The following is a 16,964-nucleotide window of genomic DNA, read 5'->3' as shown; positions in this document are numbered from 1 at the left end:
AAATCCCTTGGATCATCCACAGACTTTCCCCAAGTTCAACAGGATGCTTTTTATCCCGCTTACAACCGTTAACTTTGCCGATCTTTTAAGTGGTCAACCTATTATATTATGAATTTATTCGAAAAACAAGCTTCCGAATTTATACCAAGGCATATTGGCCCAGGTGCGTCAGACACAAAAGAAATGCTGAAGACAATTGGCTTGAACAGCCTGGAAGAACTGATCAGTGATACGGTTCCTGCCGCTATCCGCATGCAGCGCCCATTGAATTTACCGGAGGCAATTAGTGAAAATGAATACCTGAAACTCATTAAAGAAATGAGTTTGAAGAACAAGGTTTACAAGAACTATATCGGGCAGGGTTATTATGATACGATCACGCCTTCTGTAATTCTTCGCAATGTTTTTGAAAACCCGGGATGGTACACACAATACACACCTTACCAGGCCGAGATTTCGCAGGGCCGTTTGGAAAGCCTGTTAAATTTTCAGACCATGGTAAGTGATCTTACGGCTTTGCCCATTGCAAATGCATCTTTATTAGACGAAGCCACTGCAGCAGCAGAAGCAATGGCAATGATCTTTCATCATGTAAATAAAACAGACAGGGTAGAAAGGCCAAAATTTTTTGTAGACAACGAAATTTTTCCGCAGACAAAAGATGTGTTGGTAACAAGAGCAACGCCAATAGCCGTTGAACTGGTATATGGTAATTACGCCACTGCGTTGATCGATACAAGTTATTGTGGTGCCATTGTGCAATATCCAAATGATAAAGGCTCTATTGAAGATTATCGTGGCTTTGTGAATAAAGTGCATGATGCAGGCGGACATGTAGTGATGGCAACAGATCTGTTAGCATTAACATTATTGACCCCCCCAGGAGAATTGGGTGCTGATGTTGCAGTTGGTTCTGCGCAACGTTTTGGTGTGCCTTTAGGTTTTGGTGGTCCTCATGCGGCATTCTTTGCTGCAAAAGATGAATTCAAAAGAAATCTCCCCGGAAGAATAATTGGTGTAAGCATAGATGCGCAAGGCAATCGTGCATTGCGTATGGCATTGCAAACAAGAGAGCAACATATTAAACGCGAAAAAGCAACATCCAATATTTGCACTGCGCAGGCATTGCTGGCTAACATGGCGGCCATGTATGCGGTATTTCATGGTCCGCTTGGATTGAAATCAATAGCGGAACGTATTGCAATACTTACACAAACGGTGGCGGAAGCAATTGAAGAAAGAGGCTTTGAGCTGGTATCAGATAATTATTTTGATACCATCACGGTAAGGGTTGATAATATAAAAGCGATCAGGGAAAAAGCAGAAAGACAACAGATCAATTTAAGATATATTAATAACAACCTTATTGGTATTTCAATTGATGAAACAGTAACAGTAGATGATCTGTATGATCTGATCAATTGTTTTGAGAACGATGTTGATCCTGTTGCATTCGATATTGAAGAAGATGATGAACCAAGGCATATTCCTTTGAATCTTGCACGCACTTCTTCTTATTTAACGCACCCCGTGTTTAACATTTACCGCAGTGAAAGCCAGGTAATGCGTTATATCAAACAATTAGAAAATAAAGATCTTTCGTTAAATACTTCGATGATCTCACTCGGTTCCTGCACTATGAAATTAAATGCAGCCAGTGAGATGATCCCATTAAGCTGGAGCCATTGGGCTAAGATGCATCCGTTTGCACCTGTTGATCAAACTGCGGGTTACCAGCAAATGATAAAAGAGTTAAGTGATTATCTCTGCGAGATCACCGCATTTGATGCATGCAGTTTACAACCCAACAGTGGTGCGCAGGGTGAGTATGCAGGATTGCTTACTATTAAAGCATATCATGAAAGTCGTGGCGATCATCATCGTAATGTAATGCTGATTCCAATTTCTGCGCATGGTACCAATCCTGCAAGTGCAGTAATGGCGGGTATGAAAGTGGTTGTAGTAAAAGCATTAGAGAATGGATACATTGATGTTGAAGACCTGAAAGCAAAAGCTGCACAACATGCGGACAATCTTTCCGGCATCATGATCACTTACCCGAGTACGTATGGTGTGTATGAAGAAACCGTAAAAGAAATTACTGCTATTATTCATGAACAAGGTGGCCAGGTGTATATGGACGGTGCAAACATGAATGCCCAGGTTGGGTTAACAGCACCTGGTTTAATTGGTGCGGATGTTTGTCATCTTAACCTGCATAAAACATTTGCTATTCCGCATGGTGGTGGTGGTCCGGGTATGGGGCCTATCTGCTGCGCAAAACATCTTGCTCCGTTTTTGCCTGGTCATGTTAATGAACAAACTTCAAATGCTGTAAGTGCTGCGCCATATGGTTCTGCATCTATTTTATTAATTTCTTACGGATATATTCGTATGCTTGGTGCAACGGGCGTAAAAGCTGCGACTGAATATGCAATACTCAACGCAAATTATATGCGTGCTCGTTTGGAAAAACATTTTGATATTCTCTACACAAACCACAACGGAGAGTGTGCGCATGAATTCATTGTTGATCTTCGCCCTTTCAAAAAGAGTGCAGAGGTAGAAGCAGAAGATGTGGCCAAGCGTTTAATGGATTATGGTTTTCATGCGCCAACCATGAGCTTCCCTGTTGCCGGCACAATCATGATAGAGCCAACGGAAAGTGAAGACAAGGCAGAATTGGATCGCTTCTGCGATGCGCTCATCAGGATACGTGAAGAAATAAAGACCATTGAAGATGGCACTGCAGATAAGAGAGATAATGCATTAAAAAATGCACCGCATACACAAGCCGTTGTTTGTGCCAACGAATGGAACCACGCATATACAAGACAGGAAGCTGCATTCCCGCTGTATTATGTAACGCAAAATAAATTCTGGCCTTCCGTTGCAAGGATCAACAATACGCACGGAGACAGAAATCTTATCTGTACCTGCGAACCTGTAAGTTCTTATGCAGAAGCAGAAGCATAATTGGTTTATCGTTTTTTGTTCATCGTTATAGAGAAGCTGGTTTCTTTTTTGGAGACCAGCTTTTGTTTTTCATAGGATCGCCTGTTGTGTCACTCACTTGTACGTTTTGAATTTTTAGGCACTTTCTTTTATCATTTATACTTTATATGAATATAAAATTTCAATCATTAATCCTTACCTTAACAACATAACTTAATATTACGCTGAATAATAATTTACACTTATGGATAAAACGATTACTGTGCAGGGTAAAAATATTCAAATGGAAATGACCCGGCATAAAGTAAAGCTTGTCAACGATGATCAATTAACGGCATTACTTGCGCAAAATACAGAAGCTTCAACAGATGAACTTGTTACAGCTATCAAGGCAGCATTTCAGCAAGAGAATAGCAGGGAACTTGATATTTCAAACGCATCTATGGCGGTGGAAATATGGGGCCATGTTTATACCGAAAGTTTTGCCGCTGCCATAAAATCTTTATCTCCGTTTGGATTTGTTGATAGCCTTGCAGATAAGATCATTGGTCATTGTGAAGTAATTGATATGGGAGAATCAGGACGTGATAATAACCGTTTTATCTGGGACAGGCTTGCTTCTTTTAAATCAAATATTGCAGGGCTTTTACCTAAAACAACTGTATAAGTCTTTTCTATGAATTATCTTTTGGAAAACGAACAATCTGTCAGACTCTTATTTCGCAGGCTTGAAGAAAGCGATTTTGATACATGGCTGGAGTTTTATAAAGATCCTTCCTCAACGTATCAATGGTTTTCTGAAATAACAGATGCTGCAACAAACTGCCGCATGTGGTTTGATAAAACATTTTACCGGTACGCAAATAATTTAGGCGGCATGAATGTCTTGACAGATAAGGCAACCAACGCATTAGTTGGCATGTGTGGTTTGCTAATGCAAACCGTAGATGGAACAGAAGAACTTGAAATTGGTTATTCCATTATGCCTGCATTCCGCAACAAAGGATATGCAACAGAAGCTGCTGTTAAATGCAAGGAGTTTGCATTTGAAAATAAGTTTCGTGATTCATTGATATCGATCATCGCAGTTAAGAATCTTGAATCTCAGAGAGTAGCGTTAAAGAATAATATGCAGTTGGAGAAAACAACTATTTATAGTTATAACCTGGTGCATATTTTCAGAGTGTGTAATAAAGAAGTTAAAAGTAAAAAGGCCTTGAACACAACTTAGCTGCCTTTTTCTTCCGAACGTACAAGTGAGTGACACAACAGGCGATGCCATAGAAAACCAATAGCCGGCTACAAAATTTCTCTTCATCATATTTATTTACATCTTAACAGGCACATCTTTACATTTGCTTGTTCCCTGTTAGCATATTTCCTAAATTTCAACAATAATCACATGATGAGAGCGACAAAAAGATCTTTGTTTTTCCTTGCTATGATTTTAACCAACAGTGTTTTTGCACAGCGTTCCAATTATGATCAGCATGATGCATTTGCGCCGTTTTTTTATCCTGCATACGGCGATAAGGTAAGAGCCGCAGATGGCACGCCCGGCCCTGATTACTGGCAGAACCGCGCTGATTATGCTATACAGGCAACACTTGATGATTCGTTGCAAAATGTGCAGGGCGCCGTTACTATTACTTACACCAATAACAGTCCGCAAAATTTATCGTTTGTATGGCTACAGCTTGATCAGAATATTTATGACCAGGATTCGAGAGCTGTTGCTGCAACTGCTATCAGCGGTGGACGCTGGGCAAACCGTAATGCATTCGATGGCGGCTACAACATAGAGTCTGTAAGTATTGTAGTAAATGGTAAAGAACAAAAAGCAAATTATTTTATTACCGATAGCCGCATGCAGATAAAATTAGCTGATGCTCTTAAAGCAGGCGGTGGCAGTATACAATTTAAAATTGCCTTTCATTTTGCCATTCCTGAATATGGTACGGACCGCATGGGCCGGTTGAAAACAAAAAATGGCTGGATCAATGAAATTGCACAATGGTATCCGCGCATGTGTGTGTATGATAATGTGAATGGATGGAACACGCTGCCTTATCTGGGTCAGGGTGAATTTTATTTGGAGTATGGCAATATTGATTATAGCATTACTGCACCGGCTAATCAAATTATTGTTGGGTCAGGCGAATTACTCAATCCTAAAGATGTATTAACTGCAGAACAATTGAAAAGATGGGATGCTGCAAAGAACAGCGACAAAACAGTGATGCTGCGCACCGCAGATGAAGTTACCGATCCATCTACAAGACCTTCAAAAGATCACCTTACCTGGAAGTTCCGTTGCACCAATACAAGAGATGTGGCATGGGCATCTTCTGCTGCATTTGTATGGGATGCGGCAAGAATAAATTTGCCATCCGGTAAAAAAGCATTGGCCATGTCTGTTTATCCGGCAGAAGTAGCAACAGACAGTGCATGGGCAAGAAGCACAGAATATGTAAAGGGCGCTATTGAATTTTATTCAAAATATTTATACGAGTTCACTTATCCTGTTGCAACAAATGTGGCAGGCATAGTTGGTGGTATGGAATATCCCGGCATTGTGTTCTGCGGCTCAAGAGCAAAAAAAGGCGGACTATGGGGGGTAACATCGCATGAGTTTGGCCACAACTGGTTCCCGATGATTGTCGGCAGCAACGAAAGAAAATTCCCGTGGATGGATGAAGGCTTTAACACATTTATCAACACCATGGCAGACTCTGCATTTAATAACGGCGAATACAATGACGATGATCCGGGTAACCATACAGGATATACTAAATATATGTTTACCGATAGTTCGGAAAGTATTATGACCGTACCTGATGTAACACAACCACGCAATCTTGGTTTTGTTGCTTACTTTAAACCCGGTCTTGGTTTAACTATGCTGCGTGAAAATATTTTAGGCAGAGCACGTTTCGACAGCGCATTCAGTTATTATGTGCATACCTGGGCATTCAAACATCCAACGCCTTACGATTTCTTTCATTGCATAGAAAATTATGCAGGCGAAACACTTGACTGGTACTGGCGTGGCTGGTTCATGAACCAGTGGAAGATAGACCTGTCGATAGACGATGTTGCATATATAAATAGAGATCCATCACAGGGCAGTATCATTACTATTTCCAACATGGAAAAATTACCAATGCCTGTAACGCTTGAAATAACCGAGGCCAATGGCAAAGTAAGCCGCAAAATGTTGCCTGTAGAAATATGGCAGCATGGCTCAGTATGGAAATTCAAATTCAGTTCTACAGATAAGATCGCAAAAATTATTGTTGATCCCGACAAAAATTATCCTGATATAAACAGGGGTAATAATGTGTGGTTGGATTATTAAAACCAAACGCAACATTATTAAGGCCGGAGACAGTATTGTTTCCGGTTTTTTTATTTTTATGAGCCGGGCTTAAGTAATAATATTAAGCATCGTTGCGTCGCACTCTTGTTCGGTTGGATATTATTGCGGCAAAAGAGAAAACTAACTGGTTACATATAGTCGGAGAAATTGGAACGCATATAACCAATTGGTTGGATACGGTCGGAAAAATCAGAACATATATAACCACCCGAAATTATTTTTCCATTTGCTAAAATAGATTCCGCTTCATTTTAAAGCTCATATAAAAACAAGCAGTACAAGAGTGCGACGCAACGAAAGCCCAATAGCAGCACTGCACTCTGGCTCATAATAAATCTCATGCTGTTGGAAATTATGCATCATTGCAATTAATACTATCTTTATTTCTTATTCATTGATTATGTCAGAAACAGAAAATGAAGCAACGGTAAAACGCAGGCAAAACCGCTACCGGCTTGTAGTGATGAATGATGATACGTATGAAGAAGTGATCACATTTAAACTGTCGCGGCTTAGCGTGTATGTGGCACTGAGCAGTATCTTTATTTTGCTGGTTGGTTTAACGGTGGCGCTGCTGGTGCTTACGCCATTGAAGTTTTATATTCCGGGTTATGGCAATAATACCAGCCGTGCAGAGCTGCAGGTATTAAAGATGCGTACAGACTCGCTGCAGCAGGCCATTATTTATAAAGATCAGTATCTTGACGGGTTGAAAAAAATTCTTAACGGCGGCAATGCGGTGCAATTAGATACCACCACACTTAAAGTGCCCAAAGCCGAAAGGGTAAATGATTAGCTAAGCCTTATGGAAAAAGGAAAAAGTAATAAAGCATTAATGCTAAGCTATGCAGGACTTGCATTCCAGTTGCTGGCAGGTATTGGCCTCGCAACTTACGCAGGCTCGTGGGTTGATAAGTGGATAAAAACCGGTTTCCCTTTGTTTATCTGGTTGCTACCTTTGATCGTGATCATTGGCATGATCATTAAAGCGGTAAAGGATACTTCAAATAAACAATAATGGATAAAACGAAAGAGAATAAAACCATTGCCCCACTGTTTATACTTTTTATGATCGTTACCGGTTTTTGTACCGTTACAAAAACATGGCTCACTGCAAAAAATATTGATCCCATAGTACTTGGTTTTGGTAACATTTTACTATTTATACTTTCTCTTGCTGTTTTTTCTATACAAAAGAGAGCCATACAGAACCCCAATCCACAGGTGTTTGTAAGATCAGTTATGCTGGGTACTTTTATAAAGCTAATGATAATAGCAATTGTAATCGTTATATACCTGGTAGCTGCAGGTGAGAGCAGGAGTATTTATGCAGTTATTGCCTGCATGGTCCTGTATATTTTTTATACTGTAATTGATGTGCGGATAGCCTCGAATTTAAACCGGAAGAATGGCAGCAGTTAAAGAGCATCCTATGCATGCGCTGGCAGCATTTCTGCCGGATAATTGTTTTGATAAAGTGGTGTATTATCTGCACCATTATAAAGTGCACCTTACTGTTACAAGAGAAAGAAAATCTGTGCTCGGGGATTACCGTAATGCAGTGCATGGAAAGAACCACCGTATTACGGTAAACAGCAACCTGAATAAGTATGCATTCCTGATAACATTGTTACATGAGCTGGCACATTTGCTTACCTATGAGCATCATGGCCACCGGGTTTCTGCACATGGTAAAGAGTGGAAACATATTTACGGCCGTTTATTAGCCGACTTTGTAAACAAAAATATTTTCCCACCGGATATTGAAGAAGAACTGAAACGCTCCCTCACAAACCCTGCAGCCAGCAGTTGCGCAGAAGAGCATTTGATGCGTGTGCTGCGCAAATATGATGCTGGTAAAGATGGTATTTTGCTGGTAGAAGAGATACCGGCTAATGGATTGTTTGTCACCAGGGATGGCAGGGTATTCAGGAAGGGGGAGAAGCTGCGCAAGCGCTACCGCTGCACAGAAATAAAGACCGGCCTGGTTTATCTTTTTAGTGCTATCTATGAAGTAGTGCCCGTAAAATAATAAGCATCCACCTAAATCAAACCAGGCTGAAATATGTGCCCTACATATAATTATGTTTAAGGAATTTCATTCTTGCTATATTTGTTTGTTGAACGTATTTAAGATCCTCCAATGTCTTAGCTAATGAAAAGCATTATTTATATCCCCATTTTTTTCCTTGCAATGTTGTTAGCGCTCATTGTTTACGATGGTATTAATGCCATCAATATGCGCAATGATATGCTTCTAAAAGAAGACAGGATACATTTTCACAGCATAGTTGTTAAGGCGGGTCACACACATTATCACTTTAATATCGATAGCTTTCACTATGTGGTTTTTGTTCAGCCGCACGATCATGAAGAACGTTCTAAAATGCTTGATGATATGGACACCACTATTTTAGTTTTTGCTGAGCGCCTGCAGATCCTGCCCTGAATATACATCTTCTTTACCCGGTTTTTGCAGTATTGATTAACTTGCCTTTGCCATGCAAAAGCTCATTTATACATTCTTTATACTTATTGCTTCAATAACTGCCGATGCGCAGGATGCAATTCCCGGGCAAACAATTTATAGCAGCAACTTTAATATTGACAATATACCACGCAGCTGCACTTTTTATATTCCGCTTGATTATGGGAAACAGGAAACATATCCATTGGTCATAATACTGCATGATAAAGGTTCTTCTGCAAAGAATGTCATCAAAACTTATGGCGATCTTTTGCACGCAAATGCAGACAGCGCCGGAGCTATCATTATCTACCCTGATGCAGTTGACACAAAGTGGAATGATGGCACAAATAAAGATTCAGTAAACGATGTCGGTTATCTTTCCATACTTACAGATTATTTCATTCAGCGTTATCAGTGTGATCCGGACCAGGTTTATATTGCAGGCTTTGGTAATGGCGCTGCAATGGCCCACAAATTTGCCTGCGATCTGCCGGGAAAAGTTACTGCCATCGCTTCTTTTTTTAATCCGGATAACAAAGGTTCCTGCAATAACTTGTTAGTACCTGTGCTACCCGTAACAGCAATTTCATTGTCTGCAAATGGAAGACTTACAACTACAGCAATCAGTAATATGTGGAAGTTCTTTATGCAGCACAAGAAAAAATAAATGTTGGTTACCAGCTGTTGTGCAGGTGGCATCTTTGTTGTGTCACTCACTTGTACGTCTTAAACTTTTATCGGCACAACATTGCCTCATTTTTTTATTTTTCATCAGCAGAAAAAAACTCCTGTGCAGGAAAATCTTAAATTGCAGCAGTAATCATTAACTGATCCGTAAACTTATTCTTCAAATTTCTTGTCAAAAATCAATCACCCATCATGAAAAAGCCGATTCTATTAGTGCTTGTCTTTAGTGCTCTTTGCGCATACAATCCATGCCACGCACAGCTTTTAAAAAAGTTAAAAGATAAAGTAAACAAAACAGTAAATCCTTCAACCACCAGCACTGATAATACCAGTACAGATGCAAACACAGCCACAGACGCGAACGGAAAACCTGTCAATAAAGGTGGTGGCGGTTTAAAGAACACACCACCCCCCGATGTAAATCAGCAGATGGCCGATGCTGAACAGGCACAGGCTGCAGCTAATTACAGCGATGCGCGTTATTCTATACAGCAGGCTTTGATCGGTATAGAGATACAACTGGGACGAGAACTGTTGAAATCATTACCAGACCCTGTTGACGGTCTTGCAAAAGATACCATGCAGGATAAAGTGGTAAGCACACAATGGGGCTGGAATAACATGACCATACAACGTGTTTACACTGACAAGAAAGATAAACAGCTAACCGTTACTATTGGTAATAATGCCATGTACGCAGGCATGGCAAACCTTTACTTCAACAATGCTTATATGACGCAGGCCAATGGGCAGGATCAGAATATGAAGCAAACAAAAGTAAAAGGTAATAAAGCTATCATACAATACGAAGACAGCAAAGGCTATACATTGATGGTAACACTTGGGCAGTCGTCACTCATCGTTTGGGAGTGCATCAACTTTGCGGACGAAACAGAAGTAATGAATGCCGCCAACGCATTTGATATTGACGGCATCAAAAAAATGCTCGGCGAACAATAACAACCACAACCAAAAAAATAAACAATGAAATGAGCCAGAAGAAAGCTGCTCTTATCTATAATTAATTAGGGCGAATTCCATTTGGCAAAAAACAATAAAAAATAATCAAATGAAAAAACTTATTATATCTGTATTCTGTTTAGCCTTTGCAGCTATCTCGTTTGCGCAGGGCGACTTTAAAACACAAATGACAACAGCTAAAACTTCTTACGCTGCAGGAAAACTGGAAGATGCACATTTTGCATTGGAGCAGGCTATGCAGGAACTAGACATGATTATCGGCAAAGAAGTTTTAAAAATAATGCCTGTTAAGTTAGATACACTTGCCATGAATGCAAAAGATGATCATGTAAGTGCCAATGCAGGATTTGTTGGTGCTACTATTCATCGCAGTTATGGAACGATGGGCAAAGCATCCATAGAGATCATTAATAACTCTCCCTTGATAGGTACATTAAACACTTTTCTAAATTCAGCATTACTGGGTGGTATGATGCGGGATGAAAATACCAAAGTGGTTAAGGTACAAGGTTACAAAGCAAGGTTGGAAAAGCAGGGAGAAAACGCAGACGGACAGTCAAACTATAGTTTGCAAATACCTTTTAACAGTGCGTTGATGACTATTACAGTTAACGGCACTACCGAAACGGAAATACTTGCAATGGCCAATACGCTGCCATTGCAGAATATAGCTAAACTGATACAATAGATAAATTGGTGCCTCATTAAAAAAGCCGCTACATTGGTTGCGGCTTTTTTAATCACTATTCACCTTGAAGGTTTCAAAAATCTTCAAGGCTATATATTAATTTATTTCAACTCACTTGTATCAACTCTTGAAGGCGTATCTTTTCCTGCAACAATACTCGCAGAACTAATAGCAATAGCTTTAATGATCTCTGCCATATTATTCATATCAAGCGTTCCCATCTCATCGCTTACTTTATGATAATTAGGTTCGCTATCCATTTTAGAAGTAGAAATGGTATGAGCCGGAACACCAAGCCTGGCAAGTGTTGCATTATCTGACCGATAGAATAAATTTTGTTCTGTATAAGGATCAGGATAAAAAGTAAAAGCAGAACCAGTAAGATTTTGCTGAAGTATTTTTCCCATATCTGTTTTCTCGTAACCTGTAATATAAGCTGAGTTATTTCCCCATTTGGAATCTGTACCAATCATTTCAATATTGAACATGGCCATAACCTGAGAAGGCGCTAATTGTTCTGAAAAATATTTAGAACCGTAACCACCGCTTTCTTCACCTGTAAATGCAGCGAATATGATAGTGCGTTCGTTGTTATGCAGCTTAGCAAAATATTTTGCCAGCATAATAACGGCTGTTGTTCCCGCAGCATCATCATTTGCACCATTATAAATTGAATCGCCATTTACAACTTTGCCAACACCAAGATGATCATAATGACCAGAAAAAATTACAAACTCATCCTTTTTTGATTTACCGGGTAACATACCAACAACATTTGCAAGCTTCAATGTGTCAAAGCTATGCCCGGCTTCTATTTTAAAAGTAGTAGGTGCTGTTGCAGCCAGTATAAATATCACACTTGTTTCCGAAGGGTTTACCTGTTTGGTAAAATATTGTAAGCGCGGAAAACTTTTGGCAAACGCGGTATCAACAGTTACTACATAATTCTTTCCGGCACTTATAAAACCAAATACCATATTGAAAAAATTATCCCCACTTTTAATAGATGCTTTTTCAAAACCCGAAGCATCGTTTATAGAAAGATCTTTTTTAGTAGTTACTATAATTATATTTTTTTCATCAATAACCTGGCCATCGGCAGTGGCTGAAACACTTTGCCTTTTTGGTTTAAGCATGATAAAAGATTGGCGAAAAACATCTGCATTGTTGAATGTTTTTAGCCCGGCGTTTTTAAATTCACTGCTTATAAAATCAGCGGCTTTGTCTATGCCAGGTGTAAATATGGCACGGCCTTTCATGTCATCAGCAGAAAGAACCTTTTCTATTCTTTCAACTTCTTTGGCATTAATGATCTTATTTATTTTTTGCGAGAAGGTAAATGGTGAAATAAATAATAAAGTAATAAAAATGGTTTTCTTCATGTGTATTTTTTGTTATCGGCATTTATTTCTTTGGTCATCTTCGTTGTGTCACTCACTTGTACGTTCTAACCTTAAATGAACAATAAATGACTTCGACACGAATTTTGAATCACGAATTACACAAATTTTTTTAAGGTTTTGTGTCTTGGTAGTTTGCTGAATAATGGCCTGAACGTACAAGAGTGCGACGCAACAGCAGCTAAATATTTATTCTGCTGTTGGGCCCAAAATAATTCTCTTCATTTGATGGTCTCTGCGATAAAAATCAGAAGCTCATCATTTCTTTGAACTTCACTGTTTGCCTGCGGCTTACCTCTATTTTTTCGCCACCTTTTAATTCAACCAGCAAACCGCCATTAAAATAAGGTTCAATTTTTTCTATCCACCGCAGGTTGATGATGTGTTTACGGTTAGCACGGAAGAATACGCGCTCATCCAATCTTTCTTCCAATGCATTCAACGATTTTAAGATGAGTGGTTTATTGGTAGCGAAGAAAACTTTAGCATAGTTGCCAACGCTTTCAAAAAGACGAATTTCATTAAGCTTTACAAACCAGCAACGCTCACCATCTTTTACAAATACCTGATCGTTTTCTGTAAGAGGGCCACGATTTAGAAAACCATTCAACCCTTCACGCTCCTTACTTATTTCATACTGCAATTTTTGAATAGCATCGCTCAAACGCTTTGGTTCTATGGGTTTTAGCAAATAATCAAGTGCATTTACTTCAAAAGCTTTTAATGCATATTCATCATAAGCTGTTGTAAAAATAACATGCGGTGCTTTATCTAATTCTCCCAAAAGATCAAAACCGGTTTTTCCCGGCATCTGTATATCAAGAAAAATGAGATCAGGATTTTGTGTTTCTACTTTTTCAACACCTTCATCTGCATTGGCAGCTTCGTCAATTACATGAATATCTGAAAACTCCTGCAAGAGTTTTTTGAGCTCTGTCCTGGCCAGGCGTTCATCGTCGATTATAATTGCTTTGATAGGCATAGGAATATCTGCTTTATGATTTTAGTTATGAATTTAAAACGGGAATAATTACTTTGGCTTCTACCATATTGCCATTTACATTCTGTAATGCAAATGCGGCTTTACCGCCATACAAAAGTTTAAGCCTGTTTTGTGTACTTACAATACCAAAACCTTCTGAATTTGTTTCTACCGCAAGTTTACCGGTATTCTGAACGATCAATTCATGATGATCTCCCCTGAAATCTGAAATGATCTTTATTTTACCACCGCTAACCTGTTTGCTGATGCCATGTTTAATGGCATTTTCAACCAATGTCTGCAGCATCATCGGTGGCACCTGCTGATCCAATGTATCTTCATCAATATCGTATTCAACATTCAGCCTGTCTTCAAAACGGATATGCTCTAATTCAAGGTAATCTTTTACCAGACTAAGTTCTCTTTCAAGTGTTGCTGTTTCCAGTTTTTCGGCCTGCATGCTGCTGCGGAGTATATTGCTTAATTCGGTAATAGCAGTTCTTGCTCTTTCGGGGTTTTCATCTACGAGCGCTCTTATGCTATTAAGCGCATTAAAAATAAAATGAGGGTTAATATGTGATTTAATGGTCTTTAATTCTAATTCCTTTACGAGGCTTTCAAGTCTTATTTTATCTAACTTATCTGTTCTTGTTCTCATTACGTAGTGATAAGTAAAGTAAATAAGGTTCCAGATGCTAAGGATAAGAAAATACGAAATGGATGCACGCATTACTTTATTCCAGAAAGTATATTGCTTCCACATATCAGATTCGTAATTCAGCAATTCATCAACCTTTACTACAATGGTTCCATATAAAAGAGAGAAAACCAAAGTAGTTACTGCCATGAAAATGATCTGTTTTCTTATATCATGATTAAGGAAATTGTACTTTTTTATGAAAATGCGCATCAGGTGTGTAATACATAAGCCACCAACAGCATCAATAAACAGGGTTGGAAAAAAATCCGGACTTGGTTTTGTGCGGATAGTAAAATAAAAAAAGGTATATACAAGGATATAACTGCTCCAGCCACCCAACTGGCACAACCAATATGCTGATACTCTGTACTTCATTTGTGATTAAGGTTTATGCTTTCTCATGTTCATTTGATTCCTTTTCATCATAAGCATTTTGGTACAAATGGGACAAATTCAAAGTTAACCGAATATATCTCCAAACCCGGATGCCATTTGATTAAAGGTAAATATGGCGGCTATCTGGTTATAAAATTATTTTGAAAATAGTAAACTATCATTACAGTATATGCGTTTGTGGATATGCGAAAAGTCAGAATGGCCTTAAAATTGTACTTTTACAGCTTTAAATTATTCCCGAATGGAGATAACACCCGGCGCTTTACTTAGTAAGATTAATTCCCCCGATGATCTTAAGCAGTTGAGCCGCGAACAGTTACACCAGGTTTGTGATGAATTGCGTCAGTATATTATTGATGTGGTAAGTGTGCACGGCGGTCACTTTGGTGCCAGTCTTGGTGTGATAGAACTTTCTGTTGCACTGCATTATGTGTACAATACCCCCTATGATCAACTTGTGTGGGATGTGGGTCACCAGGCTTATGGTCATAAGATACTCACCGGCCGTCGTGATAATTTCAGCACCAACCGTAAATACAAAGGGCTAAGTGGTTTCCCCAAGCGCAGCGAAAGTGAATACGATACTTTTGGTGTAGGACATTCCTCCACTTCTATTTCTGCGGCACTTGGTATGGCCATTGCTGCTAATCTTAAAGGAGAAGAAAGGAAATCAGTTGCTGTAATTGGTGATGGCGCTATGACCGCGGGTATGGCTTTTGAAGCTATGAACCATGCAGGCGTTGCAGATGCAGATATGTTGGTGGTGCTTAATGACAATTGCATGAGTATTGACCCAAATGTTGGGGCACTAAAAGAATATCTTACTGATATTACTACTTCGCATACCTATAATAAATTCAGGGATGATATCTGGAAGATGCTGGGTAAGCTTCCGGTGGGCAAACATTTTACCCGTGATATGGCGAGTAAAATGGAAGCCGGTATTAAAGGTATGATTAGCAAGAGCAGTAATCTTTTTGAATCATTGGGCATACGTTATTTTGGCCCGATTGATGGACATAATATTACCAAGTTGGTTGATACATTGAAAGACCTGCGCAAAATGCCCGGTCCAAAATTATTACATATAGTCACAGTAAAAGGGAAGGGCTACGATCTTGCAGAAAAAGATCAAACAAAATGGCATGCACCAGGTTTGTTTGACAAGGTTACCGGTGAGATCTATAAAAAGAAGTACGAAACTGCACAGCCACCAAAATACCAGGATGTATTTGGTTATACCATTATAGAACTGGCAGAGAAGAATGAAAAGATCATGGGTATTACACCGGCTATGCCCAGCGGTTCTTCACTAAAATTTATGATGGAAAAAATGCCTAAACGTGCATTGGATGTGGGCATTTGTGAGCAGCATGCAGCCACATTAAGTGCTGGCCTTGCCACGCAGGGTATGCGTGTTTTCTGCAACATTTATTCTTCTTTTATGCAGCGTGCTTTTGACCAGGTAGTGCATGATATAGCTATACAAAAGCTACCGGTTATCTTATGTCTTGATCGTGCCGGTCTTGTTGGTGAAGATGGACCTACGCATCACGGCGCTTATGATATACCTTATTTCCGCTGCATACCAAATATGATCATCAGTGCGCCAATGAATGAACAGGAATTACGCAACCTGATGTACACCGCTCAGCTCGATAGCAATCAATGTCCATTTGTTATCCGCTATCCGCGTGGTGAAGGTGTAATGCCTGAATGGAGAACTGCTTTTCAGGAAGTAACAGTTGGTAAAGGGCGCAAAATAAAAGATGGAAAAGATGCTGCCATATTAAGCTTTGGTCATCCGGGTAATTTTGCAACTGCAGCTATACGCGAATTAAGAACAGAAGGTATCGATCCTGCACATTACGACATGCGTTTTGTAAAACCAATTGATGAAGCATTGCTGCATGAAGTATTTACAAAATACGACAAAGTGCTTACTGTTGAAGATGGAACTATTGTGGGCGGTTTTGGAAGTGCTGTTCTTGAATTTATGAATGCACACAACTATAAAGCAGAAGTAAAAATATTGGGTATACCAGACAGGCTTGTAGAACATGGCACATTGAAAGAGTTACACAAGGAATGCGGTTATGATGCTGCTGGTATTGCTTCAGCTATTCGTGAAATGCTGAAAGAAAAAGTGTATACTAATTTTAGTATAGCCGGATAAAAATTGTTGAATATTATTTATATAAAACATCAATACATATAAAGTGTTGATGTTTTTTTATGTGCCTGGCAGCAGTAATGCTATGATGCTTTTGTTGCGTCGCACACTGCATCGTTTAGTTCAATAATGAACAGGAAGTACAAGCGTGCG

Annotated in this window: 16 protein-coding genes; 13 read left to right on the top strand and 3 right to left on the bottom strand. The window is 39.4% G+C overall.

The genetic code is table 11. The annotated features are described in order from the left end of the window. The first annotated feature begins 108 nt into the window (after nt 1-108). The 12 genes from gcvP to FRZ67_RS07940 all read left to right on the top strand — a co-directional run bounded on the left by gcvP (nt 109) and on the right by FRZ67_RS07940 (nt 11,160). Nucleotides 109-2,976 (top strand): aminomethyl-transferring glycine dehydrogenase, encoded by a 2,868-nt coding sequence (gene gcvP / locus FRZ67_RS07995; RefSeq protein WP_147189045.1) that lies wholly within the window; start codon nt 109-111, stop codon nt 2,974-2,976. Nucleotides 2,977-3,199: 223 nt separating this feature from the next. Then, nucleotides 3,200-3,622 (top strand): hypothetical protein, encoded by a 423-nt coding sequence (locus tag FRZ67_RS07990; RefSeq protein ID WP_147189044.1) that lies wholly within the window; start codon nt 3,200-3,202, stop codon nt 3,620-3,622. A gap of 9 nt (nt 3,623-3,631) precedes the next feature. Continuing rightward, nucleotides 3,632-4,186 (top strand): GNAT family N-acetyltransferase, encoded by a 555-nt coding sequence (locus tag FRZ67_RS07985; protein ID WP_147189043.1) that lies wholly within the window; start codon nt 3,632-3,634, stop codon nt 4,184-4,186. Between the two features lie 171 nt (nt 4,187-4,357). After that, on the top strand, nt 4,358-6,313 hold the full coding sequence (locus FRZ67_RS07980) for a M1 family metallopeptidase (protein WP_147189042.1): 1,956 nt from the start codon (nt 4,358-4,360) through the stop codon (nt 6,311-6,313). A gap of 421 nt (nt 6,314-6,734) precedes the next feature. Beyond that, on the top strand, nt 6,735-7,130 hold the full coding sequence (locus FRZ67_RS07975) for a hypothetical protein (protein ID WP_147189041.1): 396 nt from the start codon (nt 6,735-6,737) through the stop codon (nt 7,128-7,130). Between the two features lie 9 nt (nt 7,131-7,139). Beyond that, nucleotides 7,140-7,352 (top strand): AtpZ/AtpI family protein, encoded by a 213-nt coding sequence (locus FRZ67_RS07970; RefSeq protein ID WP_225975544.1) that lies wholly within the window; start codon nt 7,140-7,142, stop codon nt 7,350-7,352. Further along, a complete protein-coding gene (locus FRZ67_RS07965; protein ID WP_147189040.1) occupies nt 7,352-7,756 on the top strand; it encodes a hypothetical protein in 405 nt (134 codons plus the stop codon). The genes FRZ67_RS07970 and FRZ67_RS07965 overlap by 1 nt, the downstream gene beginning before the upstream one ends. After that, the gene (locus FRZ67_RS07960) at nt 7,743-8,366 is read left to right on the top strand and encodes a SprT-like domain-containing protein (protein ID WP_147189039.1); all 624 of its coding nucleotides are present in this window, start codon (nt 7,743-7,745) and stop codon (nt 8,364-8,366) included. Before FRZ67_RS07965 ends, FRZ67_RS07960 begins: the two co-directional genes overlap by 14 nt. A gap of 123 nt (nt 8,367-8,489) precedes the next feature. After that, nucleotides 8,490-8,783: a hypothetical protein gene (locus FRZ67_RS07955; RefSeq protein ID WP_147189038.1), complete on the top strand. Its 294-nt coding sequence runs from the start codon at nt 8,490-8,492 to the stop codon at nt 8,781-8,783. 52 nt (nt 8,784-8,835) lie between these two features. After that, nucleotides 8,836-9,471, top strand: coding sequence for a CE1 family esterase (locus FRZ67_RS07950; RefSeq protein ID WP_147189037.1), 636 nt, complete (start codon nt 8,836-8,838; stop codon nt 9,469-9,471). A 212-nt stretch (nt 9,472-9,683) separates the two neighbouring features. Further along, nucleotides 9,684-10,451, top strand: a complete 768-nt coding sequence (locus FRZ67_RS07945) for a hypothetical protein (protein ID WP_147189036.1) — start codon at nt 9,684-9,686, stop codon at nt 10,449-10,451. Between the two features lie 109 nt (nt 10,452-10,560). Next, nucleotides 10,561-11,160, top strand: a complete 600-nt coding sequence (locus FRZ67_RS07940) for a hypothetical protein (protein WP_147189035.1) — start codon at nt 10,561-10,563, stop codon at nt 11,158-11,160. A 101-nt stretch (nt 11,161-11,261) separates the two neighbouring features. Here FRZ67_RS07940 and FRZ67_RS07935 read toward each other — a convergent pair whose 3' ends face one another. From FRZ67_RS07935 to FRZ67_RS07925, 3 genes are all read right to left on the bottom strand, one after another. Then, a complete protein-coding gene (locus FRZ67_RS07935; RefSeq protein WP_147189034.1) occupies nt 11,262-12,542 on the bottom strand; it encodes a M28 family peptidase in 1,281 nt (426 codons plus the stop codon). 265 nt (nt 12,543-12,807) lie between these two features. Further along, entirely contained in the window at nt 12,808-13,542 is a 735-nt protein-coding gene (locus FRZ67_RS07930; protein WP_225975543.1) for a LytR/AlgR family response regulator transcription factor, read from the bottom strand. Between the two features lie 25 nt (nt 13,543-13,567). Continuing rightward, complete coding sequence (locus FRZ67_RS07925; RefSeq protein WP_147189033.1) at nt 13,568-14,617, bottom strand: sensor histidine kinase; 1,050 nt, start codon at nt 14,615-14,617, stop codon at nt 13,568-13,570. 262 nt (nt 14,618-14,879) lie between these two features. Here FRZ67_RS07925 and dxs point away from each other — a divergent pair, with 262 nt between their 5' ends. Next, entirely contained in the window at nt 14,880-16,814 is a 1,935-nt protein-coding gene (gene dxs / locus FRZ67_RS07920) for a 1-deoxy-D-xylulose-5-phosphate synthase (protein WP_147189032.1), read from the top strand. Nucleotides 16,815-16,964 lie beyond the last annotated feature (150 nt).

The sequence above is a fragment of the Panacibacter ginsenosidivorans genome, assembly GCF_007971225.1.
In the GTDB taxonomy this organism is placed as follows: Bacteria; Bacteroidota; Bacteroidia; order Chitinophagales; family Chitinophagaceae; genus Panacibacter; species Panacibacter ginsenosidivorans.
The sequence above is the reverse complement of the archived record's forward strand: the minus strand, read 5'-3'. Positions and strand labels throughout refer to the sequence as shown.

Excerpts from the sequence above, each read along its gene's own strand:
- gcvP (WP_147189045.1), top strand. The coding sequence starts at position 109 with ATGAATTTATTCGAAAAACAAGCTTCCGAATTTATACCAAGGCATATT.
- FRZ67_RS07990 (WP_147189044.1), top strand. The coding sequence starts at position 3,200 with ATGGATAAAACGATTACTGTGCAGGGTAAAAATATTCAAATGGAAATG.
- FRZ67_RS07985 (WP_147189043.1), top strand. The coding sequence starts at position 3,632 with ATGAATTATCTTTTGGAAAACGAACAATCTGTCAGACTCTTATTTCGC.
- FRZ67_RS07980 (WP_147189042.1), top strand. The coding sequence starts at position 4,358 with ATGATGAGAGCGACAAAAAGATCTTTGTTTTTCCTTGCTATGATTTTA.
- FRZ67_RS07975 (WP_147189041.1), top strand. The coding sequence starts at position 6,735 with ATGTCAGAAACAGAAAATGAAGCAACGGTAAAACGCAGGCAAAACCGC.
- FRZ67_RS07970 (WP_225975544.1), top strand. The coding sequence starts at position 7,140 with ATGGAAAAAGGAAAAAGTAATAAAGCATTAATGCTAAGCTATGCAGGA.
- FRZ67_RS07965 (WP_147189040.1), top strand. The coding sequence starts at position 7,352 with ATGGATAAAACGAAAGAGAATAAAACCATTGCCCCACTGTTTATACTT.
- FRZ67_RS07960 (WP_147189039.1), top strand. The coding sequence starts at position 7,743 with ATGGCAGCAGTTAAAGAGCATCCTATGCATGCGCTGGCAGCATTTCTG.
- FRZ67_RS07955 (WP_147189038.1), top strand. The coding sequence starts at position 8,490 with ATGAAAAGCATTATTTATATCCCCATTTTTTTCCTTGCAATGTTGTTA.
- FRZ67_RS07950 (WP_147189037.1), top strand. The coding sequence starts at position 8,836 with ATGCAAAAGCTCATTTATACATTCTTTATACTTATTGCTTCAATAACT.
- FRZ67_RS07945 (WP_147189036.1), top strand. The coding sequence starts at position 9,684 with ATGAAAAAGCCGATTCTATTAGTGCTTGTCTTTAGTGCTCTTTGCGCA.
- FRZ67_RS07940 (WP_147189035.1), top strand. The coding sequence starts at position 10,561 with ATGAAAAAACTTATTATATCTGTATTCTGTTTAGCCTTTGCAGCTATC.
- FRZ67_RS07935 (WP_147189034.1), bottom strand. The coding sequence starts at position 12,542 with ATGAAGAAAACCATTTTTATTACTTTATTATTTATTTCACCATTTACC.
- FRZ67_RS07930 (WP_225975543.1), bottom strand. The coding sequence starts at position 13,542 with ATGCCTATCAAAGCAATTATAATCGACGATGAACGCCTGGCCAGGACA.
- FRZ67_RS07925 (WP_147189033.1), bottom strand. The coding sequence starts at position 14,617 with ATGAAGTACAGAGTATCAGCATATTGGTTGTGCCAGTTGGGTGGCTGG.
- dxs (WP_147189032.1), top strand. The coding sequence starts at position 14,880 with ATGGAGATAACACCCGGCGCTTTACTTAGTAAGATTAATTCCCCCGAT.